Here is a 24,573-nt window from a genome sequence, read left to right on the forward strand (position 1 = left end):
GGTTTTGTCACCTTCATCAAAACCGGTAAACCCCTTCTTTTCAAGGAGATGTGTCAGATTTGGTCTGAACTAATACAGCTCAAAAGACGGTGGCCAAAAATACTTGACCACTACACCTCCAGGTTCGCGCTCATGGCTGCTTCGGTAAGCTGTTTGATCAGAGGCGTCAGGATGCCATCTTTGCCGCTGAGGTCTTTGCTCTCACACAGCGCCTTGACAGCAGCATCCATATCGAAAGAAGGTTTGGTCATAGGTCATCTCTTTTTTGCTAATGATAGAGAAATGACACAGACTTCTGAGGACTACCAGGCTATTAGTTAAAACCCTTCCAAGCGCATCTGCTCCTGACGGCGCTCCTCACTTTCTTGGTTTTTGATGTACTTCCGAACCACCTCTTCATCTAAGCCCACTGTGCTTACGCAATAACCTCTTGCCCACAAATGGCGGCCAGTGAAAATTCTTTTGGCTTGCAAGCACTCCCGGAATATCCGGATTGCTGACTTACCCTTGAGAAATCCCACTGTATTGGCCACGCTGAACTTCGGAGGGATCATCAGCAACATGTGGATGTGATCCCTCATTGCGTAGCCCTCTACCAGTTCTATCCCTGCCTGAAGGCAAAGATCACGAAAAATGACCCCAACCTTCTTTCGCAACGCACCAAATATCGCCTTCTTTTTGTATTTCGGAACAAATACAACATGATACCTGCAATAATGCTTAACGTAAGCTTGGCTCTGCCAATCTCTAATATCGCCTCCTCATGGAACTTACCGGCTCATAGGAGGCCATATTTTTACCCTGCACGCCGGAACGGCAGAGCCCTGTCGAGTCTCACCGCCAGAGGCGGTGGTTTACTTCTTGATTAATTAGAAGGGTAATCGCCCAGAATCTGGAAAATATTCTAGTACTCACTTACCAACCTATTTCTCTTCCAACGAAGCCATAAACTGAGCTGATTCTTTTTCAGTAAGAGCCAGCCCATACTTCTCGACCATTGTGATAAACCGCTGAACATAGATGGCCTATAAAGGCTCATAAGGTGGCATCCACACATCAGGGCCTTTAACTTCCTTTGCTCTGATTCCGGCCATCATCAATAAGCCATAGCTTCTCAGGGTCTTCTGCAAAGAGTCATTCGGTGGTGCTGAGAATTACTACCGGGTCGGAAGCAAAGAATACCCTCCTCTCGGGGCAAGCTGTGAACCCCCCCTGTACGCTCGTAATCGGCGTCCATGCCTCATACGGTCCGAGATAAGGGTATTCTTCCCTTCCGCCTTGTTAGTAACTCGTGTCTGCCCTTTAACGGAACTTTTTACTACCGTTTTGGATGATGGCATTAAGCGGTGGCAAACTGTTGAGTCAGGAGATCCAAACGCCTAGTTTGCATTTTCAAGGCATATTTCAATTCTTTAAAGCGGGTGTGCAGGGCGGTGGAGTGCCACTTTTCTTGCAGAGCATGGGTTGCTTCGTTGAGTTTGTCACGCTTCTGTTCATACCACTTTTGGCGCAACTGGTTCCACTCATTGAGGATGTTGGAAAATTGCTGATATTCCTGCTCCAAGATTTTGGACCACTCTAACTGTGAATATTCTTCTGTTTCTGAGGTGGAGGCTAGTTTTTCCTGGGCTTTTTTAAATTTCATATCCAGCATGGCTTTGAGGATTTTAAAACTGGGTGCTCGTTTTAAATCCTTTGTCAAGCCCACCCAACTGGCGCTTTTAATCAACCATTTGGTAGGGTCAAACTGCCACCAGCGCACACCGTTGCGATAATCGTACTGAAACAAGTGATGGTAATTGTGGTAACCCTCGCCATAGGTTAACAGGGCGATAAAGCCGTTGTCTCTGGCAGTATTACTTTCAGTATAGGGACGCTTACCCCAAATATGGGCCAGAGAATTAATTAAAAAGGTCGTGTGATGACTGATCACTAGGCGCAAGACACCGACTAACAAAAGGCTGCCGATGATGTCGCCGGTGGCAATGCCTACTAATAATGGCGGTATAAAATTCATCGCCAGCGTGATGGCCAAATAGTGACGGTGTTGCCACATAACAATCTTGTCGTGCTGTAAGTCTTTGGCGTTGTCAAAGTTGTCTTTGCCGCTGTCATAGTGTCTCAGCATCCAGCCGATGTGAGAAAACCAGAAGCCTTTTTTGGCTGAATAGGGATCGCGTTCGTTGTCATCGACATGACGATGGTGGCGGCGGTGGCCTGAGGCCCACACTAGAATACTGTTCTGGGTGGCGGCAGCACCAAACAGGGCCAGTAGAATTTGTAATAGTGGGTGGGCTTTATAGGTATGGTGTGACCAGAGACGGTGGTAGCCAGCGGTAATCGATATGCCGTTGGAAATCCAGAATAACAATGCACAGATAACGACGGCCAAGCTATAGCCATGGGTAAAGGCATACCACGGGACGGCGATTAGAGCGATTAGCAGTGTAATGCTAAAAACCAGGGTCTGGAGCCATAAAATGGGTGGTTTCTCAGTTGCCTTGTTCATACTGGCCATTGCCTTCGTTGTGTCGGTGGGTGAGACGAATGTCTCGATACTAGCTTAAATTCATAGCGCCTCCCAGCTGTAAAGGGCGTAGTGGTGTTAATAGTGCAGGTTATGGAGCGAAAGAAGGTAGATGCTGTCATTTTCATGGGCGGTTTTTGAATTTCAAGTGGGTAAAGAGAGTGATATTGACCACATATTAATCAGATAGATTTCGCCGCCAGTAAAGAGGGCGGATGGCACCAGCTCCATATTGACTAACAGAACCTGAATCTCCCCGGATTTCTCGAAGGCTAACTTTCTCGAGAGAATTAGCCAATGAGCAAACGACCTGGATACTCCCCCGAAGTACGGGAACGCGCAGTTCGCATGGTATTGACTGGTAGGCACGAGCATCAATCACGCTGGGCAGTGATTAGAGTTATCGCCTCAAAATCGGCTGCGCGCCTGAGACTCTACGGTCATGGACCAACAAGAAGGAAGTCGACAACGGCACTAAGCCCGGCACCACCAGTGGTGATGCAGCCCGCCTTAAAGAGTTAAAGCGCGAAGCCCGCGAGCTGAAGCGCGCTAACAAGATCTTGCGCAAGGCTGCCGCTTTTTCGCCCAGGCGAAACTCGGCCGCAAACTGAAGTAAGGGTGTTATTCATTACCGACATCGTGCTTGATGCTCTGGAATGGGCACGAGGCAAGCCCCGCAGCGTTATCCATCACAGTGATCGGGGTAGTCAGTACCTGTCGATTCGATACACTGAACGGCTTAGTGAGACGGGCTTCCAGGCGTCGGCGACTCCTACGACAACGCACTGGCAGAAACCTCAAGGTGGATCATTCACAGAACAGGCCCATGGAAAGGGCTGGATGAGGTTGAACGCGCAACCTTGACCTGGGTCGACTGGTTTAACTGGATTAGTTCAGATGTAGTAGTTCAGACTTGACTACTACAAACATCCCTTCGATTCCACCATCAGCCTGCCGGGGCTGTGTCGGTACTGACTTTTTGCGCCTCTTCAGTAAGTTTTATCAAATTGGTTTCAATCGGACCATGTTCCCTGAGCATTTTGGCCATCCACACAGTGCTGCTTGCGAGGAAGCGGGCTGTGCGATTTGTATAGAGATGACCCTGTCCCTGTTCGATGTAACTTGGTCCCGGCCCAGCATCACCAACCCAATAGCAGTCGGCATTTGGCGGAACAGTACACCCGTAATGGGTAAAGTTATACAGGGTTGTCGCGCAGCAATCATGTGCACCATCCTCATTCCCTGTAACGATCACACCCACCACCTTGCCATATAATGGGTATTGGCCGGTTTTTGGATCAAGATCCCGATATGAGCCATCCAGGCGTTCACACATTAGCTGGCAGGGTGATGCTCTGACCCCCATCCATATCGGCATCGACGGCACAAGGATATCGGCCTGCTTGATCTTATCGTAAATCTTCGGCCATTCATCCCCATCTCCCATGTCGGATTCAACGCCATATTTGATTTTGTAGTCGACTAAACGAACGGTCTCACACTCGACACCCATTGGAGCCATCAGTGCTACAACCTTGTCGATGAGGGCCTCGGTATTGGAAGTTTTCGGGGACTTCTTGAGCGTACAGTTCAAAAATAGCGCTTTAAGTTTCATAAGTTCCTCCCAGAGTTAAATCAAAGTCACCTAACGCCCAGCCTTTGGTTTATTTGCATCATCCGACATATTTAGGCATTTAATCAGCCACAATATAGTGTAGCAATTAATTTTGCCCCTACCACATTTTTTCTCTCAATCCCCCCCTTTTTCTTGAATCCGGGAAATCCACCAGATGAAGTAGCCATTGATCCGGACCACTCTCTCTCTTACCAGGCTGTAGCCGCCATTCACGAACCAGTAGCCTTTAGGTCCTTGGCAGTCTACCACTACAGCGCTCTGCCTCTGTTACGGACTCCTCTGTCATGTTCATACGCGTGAAAAAAGCACTATGCGCACAATATTCAGATCAGAGGTCAGGCGAAGAATCGCCGGTGTAAACGTTCAGGCATAGGCAAAATTTGGCAATGCAGCCCATGGTATTGATTAACATCACCAGATTCAGGCGAATTGAATCAGTGGCTCATGGTGAATACCACCGAAACTGGACTATCTTGACCGCAACACGTTACGACCATAGCACCGAGCGACTACTTTGATCACCAGGTAGCCGAACCGTTTAGAAGATAACGAGATAGGTAAAATTAGCCCTCGGGATTTACCCGACACACCAGCGTTTTGGGCATCCTTCAGAGGGTAAACAGATGCTGGAACTTAAGGAAGGTTGCTTGTTTACCCTTCTATACATACGGTAAAACGTTAACTTTCTTGCCGCGTCTTCCCTGTAAAATTTTGAGTCTTCTACTTAGCGCTCCGGTTCAGTGGAGCAATGCATACTGCTTGCTGGCGGTATATTTTTGCAGACCGAAGTGTCCATAGGTAAAGGTGAAAGTCTCTATCTCGCCCTCAATACGACTCGAATGCACGCCACCCACTGTACAGACACCGGTGCCACAAACGACTTGATCTGTGTAACTCTTTATTGAGTAAACGCGGCTGGCAATTTCTTTGCCATAGAGCCAGTCCAGAAAGGGACTGGAAACCGACAAGCCATCCTGGCCACAAGTACTGGTGGTAACGTTGAACGGATATCTTCCGCAGGACCAGAGCCCTCTGTAAGCTCCGGCGATACCGATAAAGGCATCCACTTTATCAACACGGCCTTCACTAATGATGGCTTTGGCTGCCAGAGTCACCCCCATGGAGTGGCCGATGACATCTATCTTGCCGGTGCAAGAACTGTTGATCGCCGTATTAATAGCATTGAGCACAGGCACCTCTTCAGAGCCGCTGTGATTATTGCATGCTGGACAGATCTTGGAGCCCCAACTAGGGCGAAAAATCTGGTTTGATGTGTAGCCTTCGTCAAGCAATCTTTGATAAGTACTATCCCAATCCGTTGGGTGCCCAATGTTACCATGGACAAGTACAACATTATCTACACATTGAGCGAAAACACCGGGCGTGCAGAAGGCGGTAAACAGCAAGCATAGCGCCCCGGTTAAGCAGTGAACATAGGAGTACATGTTGATCTTCCTCGTAATATTTGACGGGGTGGGCCGTGATTGCTTCTTCCACAAAAGGAAGTGCGTTGATAATAAAGACCCCAAGTCGTCCAATTGAGGATTTTTTATTATTTCTTTTGTAACAAAATTGCGCACAAGTTATCCAACCCACGATAAAAGTTAACAGCGCATTATTCTCGAAGGTATTAGACCTTGGTCTGAATTGGCGGTAATTTCAACAGCCCCTATGTGAAGGTGATTGAAATTGCACCCGCAAGTTTAGACTGGAGTAATACCGACCGACAGGGGTCAGCGTTAGCATGCCCTGGCTGGCACTCCCGACTCACATCCTGGCACTCTTCGCCCACGTCCGCTCCACTGCCTCCTGTTCCATCACCGTCTTACAGATCGCATCGGCTTTCTCTCTGTAGCGCTGTTGATCGGGTTTGCCCAGATTGGCACTCTTGCGGTTGGCTAGTGGCGAGATTCCGGTTCAACGCAGCGATCCGGTCCTTACTAGTAGAGCAGGAGGGAAGAATACCTCTCTCCCAGGATCGTATGAGGCATGGATGCCGATTGCGAGCATACAGAGATGTATTCACAGCCCGTTCTGGAAGAGGGGTATGCTTTCCTTTCGACCCGGTAGTAAACCGGCAGAAAACATTGATATCAATAGAAGCACCCGGCCTTTTGTGCATTTCAGGGCGTTCTTTACCCGATAATTAAAGAGCAAAAAAATTTCCAGCGACGTAACTCCCGTGGCTCACAGCACGTCTATTTCTTCAAGCGCTCTTTGCCGACCCTGTAATTCCCGGATAAATACCGCTTCAATGGCTTCTGCCATGCGCAGTCGTTTCAGTTTTTCAAAAAAAATCCGGGCTTCGGGAAAGGCCAGCTTGAGGTAGGCGAGCCACTGCTTGATACGGTTGCCCAGATATTTGGAGGGATATATTTCCCTGGTGGTCTGATAATAGTCCCACAAAAGAGCAACAACCTGTTGCCAACCCATAGGGCGGTAGTTCTCACCGGCACAGAAAGCCTTGATCTGCAGACCCAGATCCGGGCGTGCGAGCAGGCTGCGTCCGAACATAAAGGCCTCGCAACCGGTCACTGCACGGCAACGCTTGAACGCCTCCAGTGTCCAGATGTCGCCATTGGCAATAACGGGAATGTCCAGTCTCTCCTTGATTTCCCCGATACACGCCCAGTAGGCTGGCGGCTTGTAGCCATCCACCTTGGCGCGGGCGTGTACTGCCAGCTCACTGGCACCTCCGGCAGCGGCGGCGAGGGCGTTATCCAGATAAGTGGACCTGTCGTTGTAACCCAGGCGGATCTTGGCTGTGACAGGGATAGCCTGCGGAACAGCCCGGCGCACTGCACCGACAATGGCTTCCAACCTGTCCGGGCTTTGCAACAGACAGGCGCCACCGTCACTGTTGTTGACGGATTTCGCCGGGCATCCAAAATTCAGGTCAATGGCGCTCGCCCCCACTTCAACCGCCTTGTGGGCATTGGCCGCCATGGCTTCCGGGTTGCCTCCCAACAGTTGCAGGCGTACCGGAGTGCCACCCGCCGTGGCAGCGCCATGCAAAAGCTCCGGGCACAGCCGGGTAAACACGCGGCGGGGCAGCCGCGTATTGGTTACGCGCACAAATTCCGTTACACAGAGATCAATCCCACCGATTGCGCAGAGCATTTTGCGCACATGGTGATCAATGACACCTTCCATTGGCGCCTGGTAGATTTTCGGTCGAGGCAGGGCTGTCTTACTGGTCATACAACTGGATCTGGAAAACACACGGGGATAACTGGCGCATATTCTATCAGCGGGTGCTTTACCACTGTAGGCATAGTCATTCCAGGGATGTTCAATGAATGCTCAAAAGACAGGCCCTGAAGCAAGTGCGGATGGATTAAAACAGGGTGCATTGTTGCCAATGAAACCAATAACCGATTGATTTTAAAAGTAACTTGTACTGATAATAGGAAATTGCGGACGCCATTTTATTCTGCAACAAGTAGCGGCTCCACATCCGCCAGGCTTTTGTGGCCAGGTAACTTTGCAAGGGGGAGAGACCCACGGATATGCGGTAAAGTGACGTAGTGGTCAGAAGAAGGGGTGGCCTCACTGGGTCCTGTCTGATTCCGGGGCCCACAATGTCGATACCCGAGCTTACACACCTGGCGATGGGGCTGCTGATGGGCGGAGACTAAAAAGTGCTGTTTGTACGCGAATGCCATTGCCCATTGACGAGCCCGTCAAAGACCAGGGTAAACCCGAGGGCTGGCTTTTCATCATGAAGCCTTAATCGCGCCCAAACAACACAATCGGCAAAAAACAAATTTCATAACCCACTGGCTTAGGGGATAACTGTGCAAGAGACACTTTTTCAACAGGGACTGGACATGACGCTGTTCGGGATGGGGGTTGTTTTTACGTTCCTGCTGTTGCTGGTCATTGGAACCGGCATTATGTCCCGTATAATCAGGCATTACTTTCCCGAGGCCAAACCGGCCACTGCACCACCCTATACCGGCGCGGGAGACAGGGCACGCTTACACGCCATTATCAAGGCGGCAATTGATCAACACCGCAAAAACCGCTAGCCGCCCTTCTTTTTTTTGTTCACCATCCAAATATTTCTGCCGAGAGAGAGAACCCATGACTGAGGTTAAAAAGCCATTGGGGATTACCGACGTAGTCCTGCGCGATGCCCACCAGTCACTGTTTGCAACCCGCTTGCGCCTGGACGATATGCTCCCTATCGCGGGAAAACTCGACAAGGTGGGATTCTGGTCACTGGAGTCCTGGGGCGGTGCCACTTTTGATGCCTGTATCCGCTATCTCGGCGAGGACCCCTGGGAACGCATCCGCGAACTGAAAAAAGCCATGCCCAATACCCCGCAACAGATGCTGTTCCGCGGACAGAATATTTTGGGCTACCGCCACTACGCCGATGACGTGGTGGAAAAGTTTGTCGAGCGCGCGGCAAAAAACGGGGTGGATGTGTTCCGTGTATTCGATGCCATGAACGATATGCGCAATCTGAAAACGGCACTGGCATCGGTCAAAAAGCACGGAAAGCACGCCCAGGGCACTATTTCTTTCACCGTTAGCCCGGTCCACACCATGGACCTTTGGGTGGATCTGGGCCGCCGGATCGAGGATATGGGCGCGGACTCCATCGCAATCAAGGATATGGCCGGGCTGCTGCGGCCCTATGAGGGTTATGAGTTGGTGAAGCGCCTGAAGGCGGCTGTGAACATCCCCATCCATATGCAGTGCCATGCCACCACGGGCCTCTCCACTGCCACTGCGCTCAAATGCATCGAGGCGGGCATCGACAATGTGGATACGGCCATCAGCTCCATGTCCATGACCTACGGCCACAGCCCCACCGAGACATTAGTGGCCATTCTGGAGGGCACCGAGCGGGACACCGGCCTGGATATCCGCCTGCTGGAAGAGATCGCCGCTTACTTCCGCGAGGTGCGCAAAAAGTACGCCAAGTTCGAGGGCTCCCTAAAAGGCGTGGACTCACGGATTCTTGTGGCCCAGGTACCCGGAGGCATGCTCACCAATATGGAAAACCAACTGCGCGAACAGGGCGCCGGTGATCGCCTCGACGAGGTGCTGGAGGAAATCCCCCGCGTGCGCCAGGATCTGGGATATATCCCCCTGGTTACCCCCACATCACAAATTGTGGGTACCCAGGCCGTGCTGAATGTACTGACCGGCAGCCGTTACCAGTCGATCTCCAAAGAGACTGCCGCTGTTTTGAAGGGGGAATATGGCGCGACACCCGCCGAGGTGAATCAGGAACTGCAGATGCGGGTGCTGGACGGAGAGGTACCTGTGACCTGCCGCCCCGCTGACCTGATCGCACCAGAACTGGATAAACTGACCCTGGCGCTGCAGGAAAAAGCCGGTGAGGAGGACCTTGCGCTTACCGACGGCGAAGGTGAGATTGACGATGTGCTCACCTACGCACTCTTCCCGCAAATCGGTCTGAAGTTCCTGAAAAACCGCGGTAATGCCGCCGCTTTTGAACCTGTGCCCAACAGCCACGGGAACGATGCCATCAAAAATGATCAGGGCGAGGCGGTCTACACGGTGTCGGTTGAAGGGCAGAGATACACCGTGACCGTATCCGATGGCGGTGACCTCACCAGTGTGTCCGCTGCCACCCCGGCAACCGCGACAAACACCAGTGCAGTGCATAGCGCCAGTGGCAGTGGGGAGCCGGTCAATGCACCGCTTGCGGGCAATATTTTCAAGGTCATGGTGCAGCCCGGAGATCAGGTCAGTGCGGGCCAGGCCATTGTGGTGCTGGAAGCCATGAAAATGGAAACCATCGTCAGTGCGCCGCGCAGCGGCAGCGTCTCCAGTGTGACGGTGAAAGAGGGCGATGCCGTGGCGGTGGGTGATGTCCTGCTGGCCATCGCTTAGCGGGAGGTAGGAGTCACAAGTGAATAACTTCATTACTCTTTGGCAATCATCCGGCCTCTCTCAAATGACGCCGGGCCAATTCACCATGATTCTTGCGGGGCTGGTACTGCTGTTCTTGGCCATTCGCAAGCAGTTTGAGCCGCTGCTGCTGGTCCCCATTGGCTTTGGCGGGATACTGGCAAATATTCCCGGCGCGGACCTGGCACTTTCCGCGGCGGAAACCGCGCTGGCCCAGGGAGATACCGCAGTATTAACACAAATGGCGCAGATTTTAGGCCTGGATAGCAACAGCGGTCTCAGTGCCCTGAAAGAGGCACTGGCCAGAGCACCAGCTGCTTTGCAGGTACAGGCAACGGAGTTTGCCCGGGATGCCGGCTTCAGCAACGGCATGCTGTACAACTTCTACTCTGTGGCTATAGCCTCCGCAGTCGCGCCCCTGGTGATCTTTATGGGGGTCGGTGCCATGACAGACTTCGGTCCACTGCTGGCCAATCCGCGCACTTTGTTTCTGGGCGCCGCAGCACAGTTTGGTATCTTCGCTACGGTGTTGGGTGCCGTTGGTTTATCCGTGGCCGGCATTATGGATTTCAGCATCGCCGATGCCGCGGCGATTGGTATCATCGGCGGCGCCGATGGCCCCACAGCGATTTATGTCTCCAGCCTGCTGGCACCCGACCTACTCGGGGCCATCGCGGTTGCGGCTTACTCCTATATGGCACTGGTGCCTATGATCCAGCCGCCGATTATGCGCGCCCTCACGACCGAGCGGGAGCGAAAAATCGAAATGGTACAGCTACGCCATGTGAGCAAACGGGAGAAAATCACCTTCCCGCTGTTATTGCTGATCCTGGTGGCCCTGTTCCTGCCGGCCGCCGCCCCGCTCCTGGGGATGTTCTGTTTCGGCAATCTGATGCGCGAATGCGGCGTGGTGGCACGACTTTCCGACACCGCCCAGAATGCGTTGATCAATATCACCACTATTTTCCTCGGGCTGTCTGTGGGCTCCAAGCTCGTCGCGGACAAGTTCCTGGACCCGAAAACCCTCGGTATCCTCACCCTGGGTATTGTGGCTTTCGCCATCGGCACCGCCGCCGGCGTACTAATGGCCAAGCTGCTTAACCTGTTCAGCAAACACAAGGTCAACCCGCTGATCGGTTCCGCCGGTGTATCCGCTGTGCCCATGGCTGCGCGGGTATCCAACAAGGTGGGCCTGGAAGCCAACCCCCACAACTTCCTGTTGATGCACGCCATGGGTCCGAATGTGGCCGGTGTAATTGGCTCTGCCGTTGCCGCCGGGGTGATGATCAGTATGGTGCGGAGTATGACCGGTGGCTGACTACCCGGCGATTGACGGTTTGGCCTCCACTGGAATCCACCCGCCACGCGCCCTTTTTCCAATCAAAACCCTACCAACCCGACGGCCAGTGTGGTTGCCGGGTGAGTCTGCACGCCGAATGGATTGGCTATTCTTGAATAGCACACGACTTGCAATGCGTAGATAAACAGTACTGTCCGATAATTTTTTTGTCTCTCGCGGGGTGGCGGATCACAAAATCCGCTTCCCGGACTAACCCGGCACCACATCCCCATTCTGGCCCCGCTGGCGCAGGGCGTGGTCCATCAGGACCAGGGCCATCATCGCTTCGGCAATCGGGGTTGCACGAATGCCCACACAGGGGTCGTGGCGCCCTTTTGTCACCACTTCGATGGCGTTGCCGGAACGGTCAATGCTGCGGCCTGGAATCCGCAGGCTGGAAGTGGGTTTCAGGGCGATATGGACAACAATATCCTGGCCACTGGAAATGCCCCCCAGAATGCCGCCGGCATTGTTTGACAGGAATCCATCCTCAGGTGTGATTTCATCCCGATGCTCGGTACCCTTTTGCTCCACACTGGCAAAACCCGCACCGATTTCCACCCCTTTCACCGCATTGATACTCATCAGGCCACGGGCCAGATCCGCATCCAGGCGGTCAAATACCGGCTCGCCCAGACCCGCGGGTACGCCGCTGGCGTGAATGGAAATACGCGCACCAATGGAATTGCCCTCTTTGATCAGGGCCTGCATGTAGTGCTCCATCTCCGCTACGCGGTCTGCATCCGGGCAGAAAAACGGGTTTTGCTCAACCTGATCCCAATCCAGCTTTTGCACCTGAATGGGCCCCAATTGGGACAGGTAACCGCGCACCAGAATGCCGTATTTCTGTTTCAGCCATTTCTTCGCAATCGCGCCGGCGGCAACGCGCATGGCGGTCTCCCGCGCAGAGGAGCGGCCACCGCCGCGATAGTCGCGCACACCATACTTCTGCCAGTAGGTATAGTCGGCATGGGCCGGGCGCACCTGTTCGGCAATACTGCTGTAATCCTTTGAGCGCTGGTCGGTGTTTTCAATCACAAGACCGATGGGCGTGCCGGTGGTTTTCCCTTCGAACACGCCGGAGAGTATCTGCACCCGATCCGGTTCACGGCGCTGGGTGGTATAGCGGGAGGTGCCGGGCCTGCGGCGATCCAGCTCCCGCTGGATGTCCTCTGCATGGATCTCCAGCCCCGGTGGGCAGCCATCGACGATACAGCCCAGAGCGGGGCCGTGACTTTCGCCAAAAGTGGTAACATTGAACAGTTTGCCAAAAGTATTGCCCGACATAAGCGACTTTTCCAGCTCGTTATTGGTTGAAGTGGGGTTGGCTCGAGAGAAAGCCGCACATTATAGAGCGTTCCCCACCCGTGCGAGCGGTGCCCGGCAAAAAGCACAGACACTTCGCACACTCATTTCCGAGGGGTAACCCGGCTGCCCATTTCACCGGATTGACAAAAACAATTACTCTTTCTCAAAGAGGGGCTGGTAGGCGAGCAGCTCCTCACGGCTGATCACAAACACGCCGTGCCCGCCGTCCTCGAATTCCGGCCACAAAAACGGCACCTCCGGGAACGCCTGCTCAAGCGCTTCCCAACTGTTGCCCACCTCGCAGACCAGCAATCCCTCCGGTTGCAGGTGGGTGGCAGCCTGGTGCAACAGGCGGCGCGTGAAATCCAGGCCATCCTCTCCCGAACCCAGGGCGATTTCCGGCTCTAGCCGGAATTCATCGGGCATTTCGGCCAGGTCCCCTGCGCTCACATAGGGCGGATTGCAGACAATCAGCTCGTAGCTGAAACCTTGCAGGTTGTCAAAGAGGTCCGATTGCAGGGCGCGCACCTGCTCATTCAGGTGGTGGCGGTTGATATTGATCTGTGCCACCTCAATCGCACCCGCCGAGATGTCGCTGAGGTCCACCCGCGCCTGTGTAAAGGCCTCGGCGCAGGCGATACCGATACAGCCACTACCACAGCACAAATCCAGTATCGCCAGGGGCTCCACCTTGAGCCAGGGCTCAAAGCCGCGACGTATCAGTTCTGCGATGGGCGAACGGGGCACCAGCACCCGCTCGTCCACGTAGAAGGTCATATCGCAAAAGTGGGCCTCACGGGTGAGGTAAGCAGCGGGAATCCGCTCGGTGAAACGCCGCTCCAGTATGGCGAGTACCTCGCGGCGCTCCTCGCTGGTCAGGCGGGCCTGCAGTATTTCCGGTTTGCTGTAGGGCGGTAGATACAGGGCATGGGTAACCAGCAATACCGCTTCATCCCAAGCATTGTCGGTACCGTGGCCAAAACAGAGGCCGGCCTCGTGAAACCGGCTGGCACCCCAGCGAATATAATCCAGTACTGTGGTCAACTCGCGCAGGTTGGATTCACGCCTTTCTATCATGGGACCTATCCTAAATTGCTGTGGCTCTTATCGGGGTTCGCGCAGATCATCTTTACTCTCGGGTTGCAAACGCTTAGGGTAGCGCATCCGCCCTTCGGGCCGAGATGTTGGAAAGAGCAGCATGAACAGACATTACGCGCAAATTATTGAAGCAATCGGTGAAGATCCGCAACGCCCCGGACTCAAAGATACCCCGGAGCGCGCCGCCAAGGCCATGGCATACCTGACCCGCGGTTACAAGCAGACCCTGGAAAACGTGGTCAACGGTGCACTCTTCCCGTCCGACTGCAGCGAAATGGTACTGGTCAAGGATATCGAACTCTACTCCCTGTGTGAGCACCACCTGCTGCCGTTTATCGGCCGTGCCCATGTGGCCTATATTCCCAATGGCAAGGTTGTGGGCCTGTCCAAGGTAGCACGCATCGTCGATATGTTCGCCCGCCGCCTGCAGATTCAGGAGCAGCTCACCGTTGAGATCGCCGAGACCCTGCAAGATGTCACCGGTGCCGCCGGCGTTGGTGTTATCATAGAGGCCCAGCATATGTGCATGATGATGCGCGGCGTGGAAAAGCAGAACTCCGTGATGAAGACTTCAGCCATGCTGGGTATCTTCCGCAGCAACCAGGCCACACGCAACGAATTTCTCTCCCTGATCCGCCAGTAACCGGATCGGCCCGGAAGCGTTGCCGGCCACCGTGTTTACAGAGTGAATCGCTATGCCTCATCTGATCATAGAGTACGCAAAAAATCTGGAAAACAGGATTTCCGTTGCCGCCCTGGTCAGCTCGGCGCAGGAGGCAATGAACCGCTCCGGTCTGTTCGCCTCCCACACTATCAAGACCCGCGCCAGGGCGTACGACCAGTTTATTGCCGGCGACCAGGGGGATAGTTTTATCCACGCAGAGATTCGCCTGCTGCAAGGGCGCAGCGCCAGAGAGCGGGAGGCACTCAGTTCGGCGGTGTTCAATTGCCTGTGCCAGTTTGCCGATGGCGTCCCCGCCGTCTCGGTGGAAGTGCGCGAAATGGATGCCAGCTGCTACTCGAAACGGGTACCCTTCTAGGCAGCTAGGGGTCGACCTCGCCGCGCAGGAAAGGCCCAAACCACGCTGCAATCCCCTCCGCACCCGCCTCCATATGCAGGTGGTGACTGCCGGGCATCACCTGCACTGTGATATTTTCATGCTCTTTCAGCACCGGGCGTAACCGCTCGATCATACCCTCGATCCCCCCTTCCGCCAGTACCAGGCGCACCGGCATATTGAGACGGGATAAAAACGCCCGCACCTGAGCCCCGTTGAGCTTGGCGGTGGAGGACGCCATCAGGCGCGGGTCATTGCGCCAGATAAAGCCGCCGTCGGCAGGGCGGATGCCCCGCTCGGTGAGTACACCGGCGGCCCAAGCCGACAAAGGGAACATGCCGTTCATCCGGGCTTCAACCGCCTGGGCAAAAGTCCGGTAAACCCGCGCTTTGCGCACCACACTGTAACGGGCGCGCTGGGCGATGGCCCTGGCGAGGATATCCGGCGCCTGGGCATCCTCCGCTGAAGGCGGCACCAAACCATCGATCAAAGCGAGACGTTTTACCCGACCGGGAAAGGCACCGGCGGCAATCATTCCCGCAATAGCGCCACGGGAGTGCGCGAGCAGCGAGAACTTGCGCCAACCCAGGGCTTCGGCAGCACCCAGAATATCCTCGGTCTCCTCCCAGATATTGTAATTGGCATCGGAAGAGCGGTGATAGCTGCGACCGTGCCCGGCCATATCCAGGGCAACCAGGTTTATCCCCTTCAGCATTGGTGCCAGGCGGTCGAAGCTTGCGCAGTTATCCAGCCAGCCGTGCAGAGCCAATACCCGTTCCCCCTCGACACTCCCCCACTGGCGCGCAGCAATGGCTTTGCTGTCGAACTCAAGATGCACTTCGCTGTACCCTGTGTGCTTCATAGCCGCTGATCCCATCGGATCTATTCCCATCTGTCAAAGACACTAATGGTGCAGTTGGCCGCGGCCTCCTGCAATGACTCTTAACACCAGCGGGACAGGGATTTCGGTGCAATGTGAATGGACACGGCCTGGGCAATCTGCCGCTTGGGGATCAGAGTGTGGTTATCCGGCGTGTTGCAGCCAATCCAGGTCAGCGCAGCCGTTCGCCCAGACCTCGGCACTGACACAAGCGAGACTGGCCGTGCCGAAAGGGTATTGATCAACGCTGCCGCACAGACCGTTGAGCAGCTTGCCCACCAGGGGCTGGTGGCTGACCATAAGGATGGGAAAGGTTTCCCGGGCCTGTTCCTGCAGCCTGTCGAGGACTTCCCGGGGGTTGGTATCGCCAATCAGCAGGGGCTCGGTAAGCACAGGCAACCCCAAGTGTGCAGAAACAATCCCGGCAGTCTGCTGGGTGCGCACAAAGGGGCTTGCCCAGAGTGCGCGCACGGCAGACAGCTCTTCGGCGCGCTTCTCACACACCTGTGTAACCTGAATGCGCCCAGATTCCGTCAAAGCGCGCGCAGCATCGTTGCCAAGCAGGGGTTCGGCCTTGCCGTGGCGCAGGATAAAGAGCTGCATAAGCACTGCCTCAAGCCGGGGTAAACAAAGGGTCAGGCCTTATCAGCACGCTCACCGGACTCACCCGGTTTGTCGGAACTGGAAGCCGGGGGCTCGTCCGAACGGTCTTTCGCCAACCCGGACTTGGATTGCCTTACAGACTCGCCGGCCCCAAGGATAATAGCATCCTCAGCTTCTTCTGTTTGCCCGGCCTTCTTCGCCGTTTCCCCTTTGCCTTTATTGGAAACCACCTCCGCGGAAACTTCTTCGGCACCCTCATAACCGGAGAGATCTTCCACATCGGACTCCGGCCACTCGGAAAACGGGAAGGGTTTTTCTTCGGTGTTGTAAATTAAAAACTGGATTGTCTGGTAGACATAGGAGGCAAGCTGATCACCGAGGCGGCGCAGGTTATCATTGGCGCTGCCGTTGATAATCGAAAAAAGAAACTGCAATACCACCACCGCCAGCAATAAAAATCCGGCAATTTCCAGACAGATGGCAAACAGCACCATGTAGAGCAGGCGCACCCATTGGCTGCCAGAGGTCAGATTGCGCTTGAGTTCATCGTTTTTCATAAAGAGGCTTCCGTTAGGGTTTGGCCGAATAGGCCACATCAAATGTTTGCGCGCCCGACATTAAATGGCGAATAACATCCGGAATCGGCCGCTGTTCAAATAATATGGCGTAAATCGCGGAAACCAAGGGCATGTAGACGCCCATTTCCTCCGCTTTCTTTTTTATCAGGCGAATAGTATTCACACCTTCGGCGACCTGACCGATTTCCGCGACAGCGCGATCCAGGGACTTGCCCTTACCCACCAGATAGCCAACCCGATAATTGCGGCTCAGGTTCGAAGAGCAGGTGAGTATCAGATCCCCAACACCGGCAAGACCGATAAATGTCATGGGATCTGCCCCCATGGCTTCGGCAAAACGCATCATCTCGGCAAGAGAGCGCGTGATCAGCAGGCTGATGGTGTTCTGCCCGCGATCCAGCGCCGCTGCCATGCCGGTTATGATCGCATAGATATTTTTCAAGGCCCCGGCCAGTTCAACGCCAAAAATATCTTGACTGGAATAGACACGAAACGTCTCGGAATGCAGCGCAGCCTGGATATCGCCGCACAGTTCCTCGTCCTCGCTGGCAATCACGGTTGCAGTGTAGTGGCCTGCGACAATTTCCTTGGCGAAATTGGGGCCGCTCAGCACGCCAATACGCATCCCGGCAGTTTCCTCGCGAAGAATTTCGCTCATCAAGTGGAAATGATCATGCTCTATGCCCTTGGTGGTGGAAATCAACATGGTGCCCGGTTTCAACATCGGCGCCAGGCGCTGCACCACTGCACGAAAAGACTTGCTGGGGATAGCGATAAAGACGATATCGCAGCCCTGTACCGCCTCATGTAGGTCGCTGCTGATACGAAGCCCTGGATGCAAGGCTACGCCAGGTAAATATTGATTATTTTCACGGGCCTCCCGGCAGGCTTCCGCCTGTGTAGCATCCCGCATCCACTGGCGGGTGTCGTGACCATTTCCCGCTACGATATTGGCAATCGCAGTCCCGAAACTGCCGCCGCCCAATACGACCACAGAACGAGAGTTGGAAGTTTCCTTTTGCATAATGATACCGGTAAAGCTTTTCCTGGGGCCTGGGATTATAGCGGTGTGGCCAGATGGCGCTGGGATAAATTGTAACTATTTGATTTAGAGTCAAAAATAAGTGATTTGTGCGCTATATTATCAGCCTACAGGCAAAAATCCCAATCTCTACCCTCTTCTCGGATAGTAACTGCAAGCCCCACCCCGCTCAACAGTACAATACCCCTGCCCGCACCCTCCTGCACGAAAAACAACCAAATGCATTCAGCGCACCCGCACAAGCCCTGACACCAAACCATGCAGAGGGCACGACCGGGGCTGCATGGGCGGGCCTTTACCCCAGCCGCCATCTCCATGAGAGTATTCAGCGCCAAAATTCTTTGTACAGGCATGCCCTCCATGACACTGCCGGGCACAAGCTAAAGGCGCGTTTTTTATAAAAAAGATGATCAGGAAAAATGGCTGGCTACTTTCTCGGTTTTCAGCAATCTGCCAGCCATTTAAACAATACCAAGGCATCAACATATCCTTGTATAGGATGGTTAAATGCCTTGGGGAGACGGCCTACAATGTTAAAGCCAAGTTTACACCATAAGCGAACAGCGCCCTCGTTGCTGGAGGCAACAAAGTTGAATTGCATCGCCTTGTAACCAAGGTCTAGTGCAATGTTTTGCGAATGCCGACACATTGTGGTGGCAAGCCCTCTGCCTCTAGCGGATGAAGAAACCATATAACCACAATTGCAGACATGCTTGCCTGGACCTGCCTGGTTGGTTTTTAGATAATAGGAACCAAGAATTTTTTTATTTTCTTCAAAGACAAAAGTTTTACGTGGGATTTCCAGCCAGATTTTTTCAGCCTGTGCCTTGGTAGCATCCATTTCATAAGCATAAGTATCACCGGCTTTAGCTATTTCATGGAAGATCGGCCATATCAAATCCCAATCTTCCTTCGTTGCTTCCCTAATATTCATCTATCTGTCTCAAAAAAACAGCCTGCCTGTACCTTGGACCGAGGTGCGCAGTATGAAGATCCAACCCAAAAAAAGTGGGGGGGGGATTGTACCCGGCACTGGTACGTTTTGCATATGCCAGATTCTGAGCCATTACCAGCTACACCTGCTTCTTTACCGAATACAGTGGATTTAATGGTAACCAACACCCTCCCCTTTGCATCGCGAAGAGCGGCCAGGCTGGTAGCTGAGCTGGTAAAATTGTTAGTGATCTGAACCTTTCTCACTCAGGTGCAAAACCAGCACCCGATAAAAATCGGGATCATTCATTATGATATAAATACTCAGACACCGTTTTATTGGGTTCTTACTAGTAAAGCAGGAGGGAAGAATACCCCTCCCCCAGGATCGTATGAGGCATGGATGCCGATTACGAGCGTACAAGGATGTATTCACAGCGTGTCCTGGGAGAGGGGTATTCTTTCCTTTCGACCCGGTAGTAACCACCAGTTAAAATCAGGTAGTACGCCTCATGTACTCTCGGTATCGTCAAAATTTTCGAGGTGATGCTTGATTGCCTGAGTTATCTGATCAAGCTCATTACCAGCCAGTTTAACCATTCCAGCATCAGCATTTTCAGCGGCCTGTTTCACATTTCGCGCACCGCAGAGCGCATAGGTAATTCCCGGTTGCGCAAGGGTCCATGCAATAACTGTTTGGGCAATGGATAGATTGTGCACCTTTGCAATATCTTGGATCGACTGCAAAAACCCTTGAATTTTTGCACGATTTTCAATACTGAAGCGGGGGTTTTTAAGGCGCAGGTCATCGCCTTCAAACACACGATCCGGACCGATTTTTCCTGAAAGCAGGCCAAGGGCCAGGGTTGAGTAACTGAGCATTGCCACATCGTACTGCTTACACAGTGGCAGCAGGGTATGCTCAATGCCCCGGTCGAGCATGGAATAACACTCCTGAATGGCGTCCAATTGCCCGGCAGCCACATATGCTCTGAAGTCCTCGGGTGAGGCATTAGAAATACCGATTGCTCGAATTTTACCCTGTTTCTTGAGTGTTAATAACGCATCCATAGTTTCGGCAATAGGCGTTGTACTGTCTTGCCAATGGGTGATGTACAGATCGATATAGTCCGTTCCGAGGCGTTTCAGGCTTTGCTCTGCCTCGTAAAAAATCGCCTCCCTACCCAGATAACGATGAACTTTTTTTCCATCTTCATCGAGGAAGTAGTTGCCTTTATCAGTGTGCCAGACCAATCCGCATTTGGTGGCCAGCACAACTTCGTCACGGCGGCCTTTCACCGCCTCCCCAACCAGCTTTTCTGAACGACCCAAACCGTAGGCAGGTGCGGTATCGATCAATGTTACGCCTGAATCTATAGAGGCGCGAACAGCATCAATAGAAGACTTGTCGTCACCTCCACCCCACTTCCAACCACCCATTGCCCATGTCCCCAGGCCAATGACAGAGGCACTGATACCGGAACTTCCCATAGGGCGAAGCTGCATTTTGTTTCGAATTGTTTGATTGGCCACTGTCTACCCTCATTTTCTGCTATCAATTATTTTTGACAGGTATGTGTATCTGCCATGGTTACACCACTTTGAAAAAACCCTAACGATCTGACAATAGCTGCTGGATGTGAGCATTCAAGAACCGGATTCGCTTGTGAAATTTCACCTGTCTGCCGCACCCCGATACCCAATTCAGCCCGGTGTGAGCGGCGAATGAAATCCGCAAATTCAGTATTGCCACTACCCGCTCCCGTAACCGATATACAAAAGCTCATTTCAACGCCGTTAACTTGGGCCCTATTGAATAATAAATGACATATAGGGTTTTGTTCGGCTTGCCAGGTAGCACCCTGGTACAAAATAAAAACAAGCCCTTGAATACATACTGTTTTTCAGGGCGTTGGCACCGGTTTACCTCTAAAATAATCATTAACCTGACAGCCCCTTGAGTTTTTCAGCCAATTATTGACATAAAAAATAAAAAGTGGTACTAGAGTTTCGACTTGGTAGTCGATGGCAAAGGAACGGCGCTGTCACATCCTCCACGCAAAGTGGTCAGCTCCATGCGCCCAACCCTGGTAAGGGCATTGTATTCAACCCCGGCCCGCACACCATGGTGGCTCCAGTTGTCCCGCGCAGTTACAGCAACAGAAACAACACAATCATCAGGATAAGACCCGATATTATCTTGCGTACCTGAGGATGGAGTCACCGGTCGTGTAGACCCTTGCGCCATTGGTTCATTAGTCCGCTACACCGAAAAAGAGGCTACAGAATGCTGTAAAAAAACCAATGCTAAAGATACGGAGAAAAATAAAATGCTGAAGAGATATATAAGAAAAATAGGATGTGCCGCACTGATGGCACTCTGCGCTTTCAGCAGTATCATTCATGCAAAAACCCCACTCGAGCAGAATGTACAGGCTGAGCTCGAAGCGGCAGTGGCGGATGCTCTGAATTTAAATTTGAATCTAAATCAGTACAGTGTCCAACGTATCACAACCGATGTTAATCCGGATGCCCGCTCGGGGGCCGTAAAAGATATCCATATGGATCTTACCCTGGACGGCAGGCCGGTACAGATGTCGCTGTCCCCCCACTCAGTACGCAGCCCCAACCTGGTGGTATACACCGTTGATGGAGACGGCGTGAAACACGAGTTCAAGGCACCACCCATACGCACGTATCAGGGCAGCTTGAAGGGTATGAAGGACGCCAAGGTAGCCGCATCGGTGACCGAGGGGGGCCAAGTCAGGGCCTGGATTCAGATGCCCGACGAAATCTGGGCCGTTCAACCGCTATCCGACGCCACATCCGGCATCGCGCCCGATTTGCATGTGGTGTACCGTACCAGCGATATTCTGCCCGGCGATTGGACCTGTGGCGCCGATGAGGAGCCGTTCGAGCATATGCTGCACGGGATATCCAATACTTTGCAACAGAGCCTGGTCACCCTTGAGGCGGATGTCGCGTTCGATGCCGACACCGAGTACTACAACCTGAACGGAAGCTCGGTATCCGCCACCATCGCCGATATCGAGAGCACAATGAATGCGGTGGAGTTAATCTACCTGAACGAAACCGACATTGGCTATGCGATCGGCAGAATCATCGTGCGCACCGGGGCCGACCCCTACTCCTCGACAAATCCAAGCGGGTTGCTCTCCCAGTTCCGAAGCGAGTGGAGAACCAACCAGGCCGGGGTACCGCGTGATGTTGCCCACTTGATGACCGGCAAGAATCTCGCCGGCAGTGTGATCGGTATTGCCTATCTGAATGGGGTTTGCAGTTTCAATGTAGGCTACGGGGTGTCTCAATCAAGATTCAGCGGCAACTTCGCTTCCCGTGTCGCACTCACAGCCCACGAACTCGGCCATAACTGGAGTGCGAACCACTGCAACGGCCAGGGTGACTGCGCGATCATGTGTTCAGGCATCGGCGGCTGTACCGGATTACTCAACAGGTTTGGCGTATCGTCCGAGAACGCCATTACGTCCTGGGCCAACAGCGTCGGGTGCTTAAGTACGATCTGAAGCCTGGCTGGGGGCAGAATCCTCGGAAGTGGTATCGACAAGAGAGGTGAATGCCAGGCACTGGCTGTTTTTCCGAAAACATTACCGTAGGGGGCTATATGCCCCCTTTTTTGTGACTACATAACTGTTGATATCTGCGGGCAATCTCGTAGCCCCAGCTAGAAGAACCCGTTTTCTGCGAACACCTGAAATTAAACAGTTAGATGATTTAAGTGACTACTCAAAACAAGTATGGCTGCTGGCACGAATATATCTGCGCCCCACAAATACAAAGGGTATATTGGATGGCCAGGAATAGTAATATTGTTTAAATTCAATAGGTTGTAGATTGCCACTGTTTCCGGGGTAGTGGGAGAGTGGTTGCAGCCCAAAACAGCACTGGTGTGCAAAATTTAACCAGCCAGCTGACTCAAAGCAGTTTTCCTTGAAGTTGGCGCCAGTTTGCTTCAAAATTGTGCTCGGCGGTGGGTGAAGCGAATGGCCGGCAATCCAATAATACTATGCCTCTGCTAATCCCAGTTAACCATTTACGAAGAATATGTAACCACACAAATTAGTTTAATGTATTCATCCAAATCTTTCTAAGCAACCTATATATCAAAACTTTTGAAAATATAAAAAAATGATTTTCTGTTGCCAAGACTATTTTTGTCAATTAGGTAAATATATAACAGCATAACAAATTGCTGTTTTTCATCACCTTATGGAAAAAGCAAATCGCTACATATCCCCCAATCAAAATGTAAAAATTTTTGTCATTAATCACAAGAGCCAAAAGAGGTTAAAATGAAGCTTAAAGTTACTATATTGTTCTTTGCAATTACAATACTTGGTGGGTGCACTAGAGCATTGGTTGCAACATATGACCCAGGCGTTGACCTACAATACAACGGGATTGCAGGGAAAAAATTAGCAGTCTATCAATTTGAAGATACCAGGGCTTGGATAGACTCAAATGACGAAAAATCAAATAGCTTCGTTGGCAAGCAGGACCCTTGGAAGTTTGGTTTAAAGTATGAAAATATTGAATATCAACCGGTTTCTGTGATATTACAAGATATATTCATAAAGGAATTTAATTCGGTAGGTGTAGATGCCTACAAAGGAAATGACTCATCGCCCCCTTCCTACTCCCTAACCGGGAAAATATTGAATTTCGAATTTGAAAATGAAGCTGGCGTTTGGACTGTAACAAGCCGGAGGCATGTCTCACTAGCGCTGACCCTATCTGACAAGGATGGAAATGTCCTACTAGCAAATGAATTGTTTAATGAGGTAAGCAGAGAAAACGAAGGTATGGGCGTCATGCACTCAACCAATGTAGATAGGCTCATGAAAGATGTACTGAAAACAGTAGTTATCAGTGTTATAAACCGCACAAATAACGAGCTTTCCTATCTCGGCTTTAAAACCATGAGTGTCAGTTTAAACGGCACTACAATTGATACAGATATACAGCCAATTGCTTATGCAACACTTTCTATAGATTGAAAGAGTCGCGACTTGGCAAAGGAGGGTTTCTAACCCTCCCTACAACAACTTACTACAGATCTGCGAGCAATCGGGCAGCCTTGACTTCGAACTCTTCGAGGTATCATTTACTACCCATAGACGATTCAGTTTGCCGAACCTTCAGACGCAGAAACCAGCCAACAACCTTTGTATGAGCAGAGTCACAACTACCTTAAAAATTTCTTCTTAAAAAAACCAACTCTCTAAAGATAAATACACAAGAAATAATTGTTTGATATAGGTCGGTCACACAAGGTAATTGCGAGTAAATTTTACAGAGGCCCCGACTCAGTAAATCCCTTCCCTGGATTAAGTCATTGAGGACTACTGAAGGTCCATATACAGAAAAATATGATATTACCGATGGAGGTAAGACATATAGCTACCTCCGTACCCTAAACAAAAATGGAGAGTCATTGATCTCCTCCGCTGCCCCGGAGTTGACGATTCCCCTCATGTCAGGACTTTCCACGACTACGCTTAAGAAATTACGGTATTCGACTTCAGTAAACTGTACCGCTGTACCTTTTTATCGTATCCTGGTGGGCTAGGGGCTGTTCCCGTTTGGATGTAGCCTATTGATTTGTAAGAGCAAGCTCGCATTGTTGAGGTTCTAACACAA

20 protein-coding genes and 2 pseudogenes are annotated in these 24,573 nt (G+C 52.3%); 8 read left to right on the top strand and 14 right to left on the bottom strand.

The window, feature by feature from the left end; translation table 11 throughout:
* Positions 1-116 precede the first annotated feature (116 nt).
* The 3 genes and pseudogenes from Q1A48_RS17735 to Q1A48_RS17745 form a co-directional block, all read right to left on the bottom strand.
* Positions 117-251 (bottom strand): annotated as a pseudogene (locus Q1A48_RS17735) (IS256 family transposase); the annotation flags it as partial.
* 66 nt (positions 252-317) lie between these two features.
* Positions 318-752 (bottom strand): IS200/IS605 family transposase, encoded by a 435-nt coding sequence (tnpA, locus tag Q1A48_RS17740; protein ID WP_299947625.1) that lies wholly within the window; start codon positions 750-752, stop codon positions 318-320.
* A gap of 587 nt (positions 753-1,339) precedes the next feature.
* Positions 1,340-2,509: a fatty acid desaturase gene (locus Q1A48_RS17745; RefSeq protein WP_299947588.1), complete on the bottom strand. Its 1,170-nt coding sequence runs from the start codon at positions 2,507-2,509 to the stop codon at positions 1,340-1,342.
* Positions 2,510-2,824: 315 nt separating this feature from the next.
* Here Q1A48_RS17745 and Q1A48_RS17750 point away from each other — a divergent pair.
* Positions 2,825-3,444, top strand: a pseudogene (locus tag Q1A48_RS17750) (transposase).
* 29 nt (positions 3,445-3,473) lie between these two features.
* Here Q1A48_RS17750 and Q1A48_RS17755 read toward each other — a convergent pair.
* From Q1A48_RS17755 to Q1A48_RS17765, 3 genes are all read right to left on the bottom strand, one after another.
* Entirely contained in the window at positions 3,474-4,142 is a 669-nt protein-coding gene (locus tag Q1A48_RS17755) for a flavodoxin family protein (protein WP_299947591.1), read from the bottom strand.
* A 758-nt stretch (positions 4,143-4,900) separates the two neighbouring features.
* Entirely contained in the window at positions 4,901-5,608 is a 708-nt protein-coding gene (locus Q1A48_RS17760; protein ID WP_299947627.1) for a lipase, read from the bottom strand.
* 742 nt (positions 5,609-6,350) lie between these two features.
* Positions 6,351-7,364: a tRNA-dihydrouridine synthase gene (locus tag Q1A48_RS17765; RefSeq protein WP_299947593.1), complete on the bottom strand. Its 1,014-nt coding sequence runs from the start codon at positions 7,362-7,364 to the stop codon at positions 6,351-6,353.
* 596 nt (positions 7,365-7,960) lie between these two features.
* Between Q1A48_RS17765 and Q1A48_RS17770 the strand changes: the two genes are divergently transcribed.
* The 3 genes from Q1A48_RS17770 to Q1A48_RS17780 are packed head-to-tail and all read left to right on the top strand — an operon-like array spanning position 7,961 to position 11,373.
* Positions 7,961-8,194: an OadG family protein gene (locus tag Q1A48_RS17770; protein WP_299947595.1), complete on the top strand. Its 234-nt coding sequence runs from the start codon at positions 7,961-7,963 to the stop codon at positions 8,192-8,194.
* 55 nt (positions 8,195-8,249) lie between these two features.
* The gene (oadA, locus tag Q1A48_RS17775) at positions 8,250-10,037 is read left to right on the top strand and encodes a sodium-extruding oxaloacetate decarboxylase subunit alpha (RefSeq protein ID WP_299947597.1); all 1,788 of its coding nucleotides are present in this window, start codon (positions 8,250-8,252) and stop codon (positions 10,035-10,037) included.
* A gap of 19 nt (positions 10,038-10,056) precedes the next feature.
* Positions 10,057-11,373, top strand: coding sequence for a sodium ion-translocating decarboxylase subunit beta (locus Q1A48_RS17780; RefSeq protein WP_299947599.1), 1,317 nt, complete (start codon positions 10,057-10,059; stop codon positions 11,371-11,373).
* Positions 11,374-11,604: 231 nt separating this feature from the next.
* Here Q1A48_RS17780 and aroC read toward each other — a convergent pair whose 3' ends face one another.
* Both aroC and prmB read right to left on the bottom strand, forming a co-directional pair.
* A complete protein-coding gene (gene aroC / locus Q1A48_RS17785) occupies positions 11,605-12,681 on the bottom strand; it encodes a chorismate synthase (protein WP_299947600.1) in 1,077 nt (358 codons plus the stop codon).
* A gap of 174 nt (positions 12,682-12,855) precedes the next feature.
* Positions 12,856-13,779 carry a 50S ribosomal protein L3 N(5)-glutamine methyltransferase gene (gene prmB / locus Q1A48_RS17790; RefSeq protein ID WP_299947602.1) on the bottom strand — a complete coding sequence of 308 codons (924 nt, stop codon included), beginning with the start codon at positions 13,777-13,779 and terminating at the stop codon, positions 12,856-12,858.
* Positions 13,780-13,900: 121 nt separating this feature from the next.
* Here prmB and folE point away from each other — a divergent pair, with 121 nt between their 5' ends.
* Positions 13,901-14,443 (top strand): GTP cyclohydrolase I FolE, encoded by a 543-nt coding sequence (folE, locus tag Q1A48_RS17795; protein WP_299947604.1) that lies wholly within the window; start codon positions 13,901-13,903, stop codon positions 14,441-14,443.
* Positions 14,444-14,495: 52 nt separating this feature from the next.
* On the top strand, positions 14,496-14,840 hold the full coding sequence (locus Q1A48_RS17800) for a 5-carboxymethyl-2-hydroxymuconate Delta-isomerase (RefSeq protein WP_299947606.1): 345 nt from the start codon (positions 14,496-14,498) through the stop codon (positions 14,838-14,840).
* A gap of 4 nt (positions 14,841-14,844) precedes the next feature.
* On the opposite strand, the gene Q1A48_RS17805 is transcribed toward Q1A48_RS17800, so the two are convergent.
* The 6 genes from Q1A48_RS17805 to Q1A48_RS17830 form a co-directional block, all read right to left on the bottom strand.
* Positions 14,845-15,720, bottom strand: coding sequence for an alpha/beta hydrolase (locus tag Q1A48_RS17805; protein ID WP_299947608.1), 876 nt, complete (start codon positions 15,718-15,720; stop codon positions 14,845-14,847).
* 162 nt (positions 15,721-15,882) lie between these two features.
* Entirely contained in the window at positions 15,883-16,341 is a 459-nt protein-coding gene (locus tag Q1A48_RS17810) for a histidine phosphatase family protein (RefSeq protein ID WP_299947610.1), read from the bottom strand.
* 32 nt (positions 16,342-16,373) lie between these two features.
* The gene (locus Q1A48_RS17815) at positions 16,374-16,898 is read right to left on the bottom strand and encodes a DUF4389 domain-containing protein (protein WP_299947612.1); all 525 of its coding nucleotides are present in this window, start codon (positions 16,896-16,898) and stop codon (positions 16,374-16,376) included.
* A gap of 13 nt (positions 16,899-16,911) precedes the next feature.
* Positions 16,912-17,943 (bottom strand): NAD(P)H-dependent glycerol-3-phosphate dehydrogenase, encoded by a 1,032-nt coding sequence (locus tag Q1A48_RS17820; RefSeq protein ID WP_299947615.1) that lies wholly within the window; start codon positions 17,941-17,943, stop codon positions 16,912-16,914.
* Positions 17,944-18,403: 460 nt separating this feature from the next.
* Complete coding sequence (locus Q1A48_RS17825; protein ID WP_299947617.1) at positions 18,404-18,895, bottom strand: GNAT family N-acetyltransferase; 492 nt, start codon at positions 18,893-18,895, stop codon at positions 18,404-18,406.
* 509 nt (positions 18,896-19,404) lie between these two features.
* Positions 19,405-20,427 carry an aldo/keto reductase gene (locus Q1A48_RS17830; RefSeq protein ID WP_299947619.1) on the bottom strand — a complete coding sequence of 341 codons (1,023 nt, stop codon included), beginning with the start codon at positions 20,425-20,427 and terminating at the stop codon, positions 19,405-19,407.
* A 797-nt stretch (positions 20,428-21,224) separates the two neighbouring features.
* On the opposite strand from Q1A48_RS17830, the gene Q1A48_RS17835 reads away from it, so the two are divergent.
* Both Q1A48_RS17835 and Q1A48_RS17840 read left to right on the top strand, forming a co-directional pair.
* Positions 21,225-22,439 (top strand): M12 family metallo-peptidase, encoded by a 1,215-nt coding sequence (locus Q1A48_RS17835; protein ID WP_299947621.1) that lies wholly within the window; start codon positions 21,225-21,227, stop codon positions 22,437-22,439.
* A 786-nt stretch (positions 22,440-23,225) separates the two neighbouring features.
* Complete coding sequence (locus Q1A48_RS17840; protein ID WP_299947623.1) at positions 23,226-23,930, top strand: hypothetical protein; 705 nt, start codon at positions 23,226-23,228, stop codon at positions 23,928-23,930.
* Positions 23,931-24,573: the final 643 nt, after the last annotated feature.

This window comes from uncultured Microbulbifer sp., assembly GCF_947489355.1.
Classification (GTDB): Bacteria; Pseudomonadota; Gammaproteobacteria; order Pseudomonadales; family Cellvibrionaceae; genus Microbulbifer.

Coding starts and splice junctions, on each gene's coding strand:
- Q1A48_RS17810 (WP_299947610.1), bottom strand. CDS start 16,341: ATGCAGCTCTTTATCCTGCGCCACGGCAAGGCCGAACCCCTGCTTGGC.
- folE (WP_299947604.1), top strand. CDS start 13,901: ATGAACAGACATTACGCGCAAATTATTGAAGCAATCGGTGAAGATCCG.
- Q1A48_RS17745 (WP_299947588.1), bottom strand. CDS start 2,509: ATGAACAAGGCAACTGAGAAACCACCCATTTTATGGCTCCAGACCCTG.
- oadA (WP_299947597.1), top strand. CDS start 8,250: ATGACTGAGGTTAAAAAGCCATTGGGGATTACCGACGTAGTCCTGCGC.
- Q1A48_RS17805 (WP_299947608.1), bottom strand. CDS start 15,720: ATGAAGCACACAGGGTACAGCGAAGTGCATCTTGAGTTCGACAGCAAA.
- aroC (WP_299947600.1), bottom strand. CDS start 12,681: ATGTCGGGCAATACTTTTGGCAAACTGTTCAATGTTACCACTTTTGGC.
- Q1A48_RS17815 (WP_299947612.1), bottom strand. CDS start 16,898: ATGAAAAACGATGAACTCAAGCGCAATCTGACCTCTGGCAGCCAATGG.
- Q1A48_RS17835 (WP_299947621.1), top strand. CDS start 21,225: ATGCTGAAGAGATATATAAGAAAAATAGGATGTGCCGCACTGATGGCA.
- Q1A48_RS17820 (WP_299947615.1), bottom strand. CDS start 17,943: ATGCAAAAGGAAACTTCCAACTCTCGTTCTGTGGTCGTATTGGGCGGC.
- Q1A48_RS17800 (WP_299947606.1), top strand. CDS start 14,496: ATGCCTCATCTGATCATAGAGTACGCAAAAAATCTGGAAAACAGGATT.
- Q1A48_RS17765 (WP_299947593.1), bottom strand. CDS start 7,364: ATGACCAGTAAGACAGCCCTGCCTCGACCGAAAATCTACCAGGCGCCA.
- Q1A48_RS17840 (WP_299947623.1), top strand. CDS start 23,226: ATGAAGCTTAAAGTTACTATATTGTTCTTTGCAATTACAATACTTGGT.
- Q1A48_RS17825 (WP_299947617.1), bottom strand. CDS start 18,895: ATGAATATTAGGGAAGCAACGAAGGAAGATTGGGATTTGATATGGCCG.
- prmB (WP_299947602.1), bottom strand. CDS start 13,779: ATGATAGAAAGGCGTGAATCCAACCTGCGCGAGTTGACCACAGTACTG.
- Q1A48_RS17755 (WP_299947591.1), bottom strand. CDS start 4,142: ATGAAACTTAAAGCGCTATTTTTGAACTGTACGCTCAAGAAGTCCCCG.
- Q1A48_RS17760 (WP_299947627.1), bottom strand. CDS start 5,608: ATGTACTCCTATGTTCACTGCTTAACCGGGGCGCTATGCTTGCTGTTT.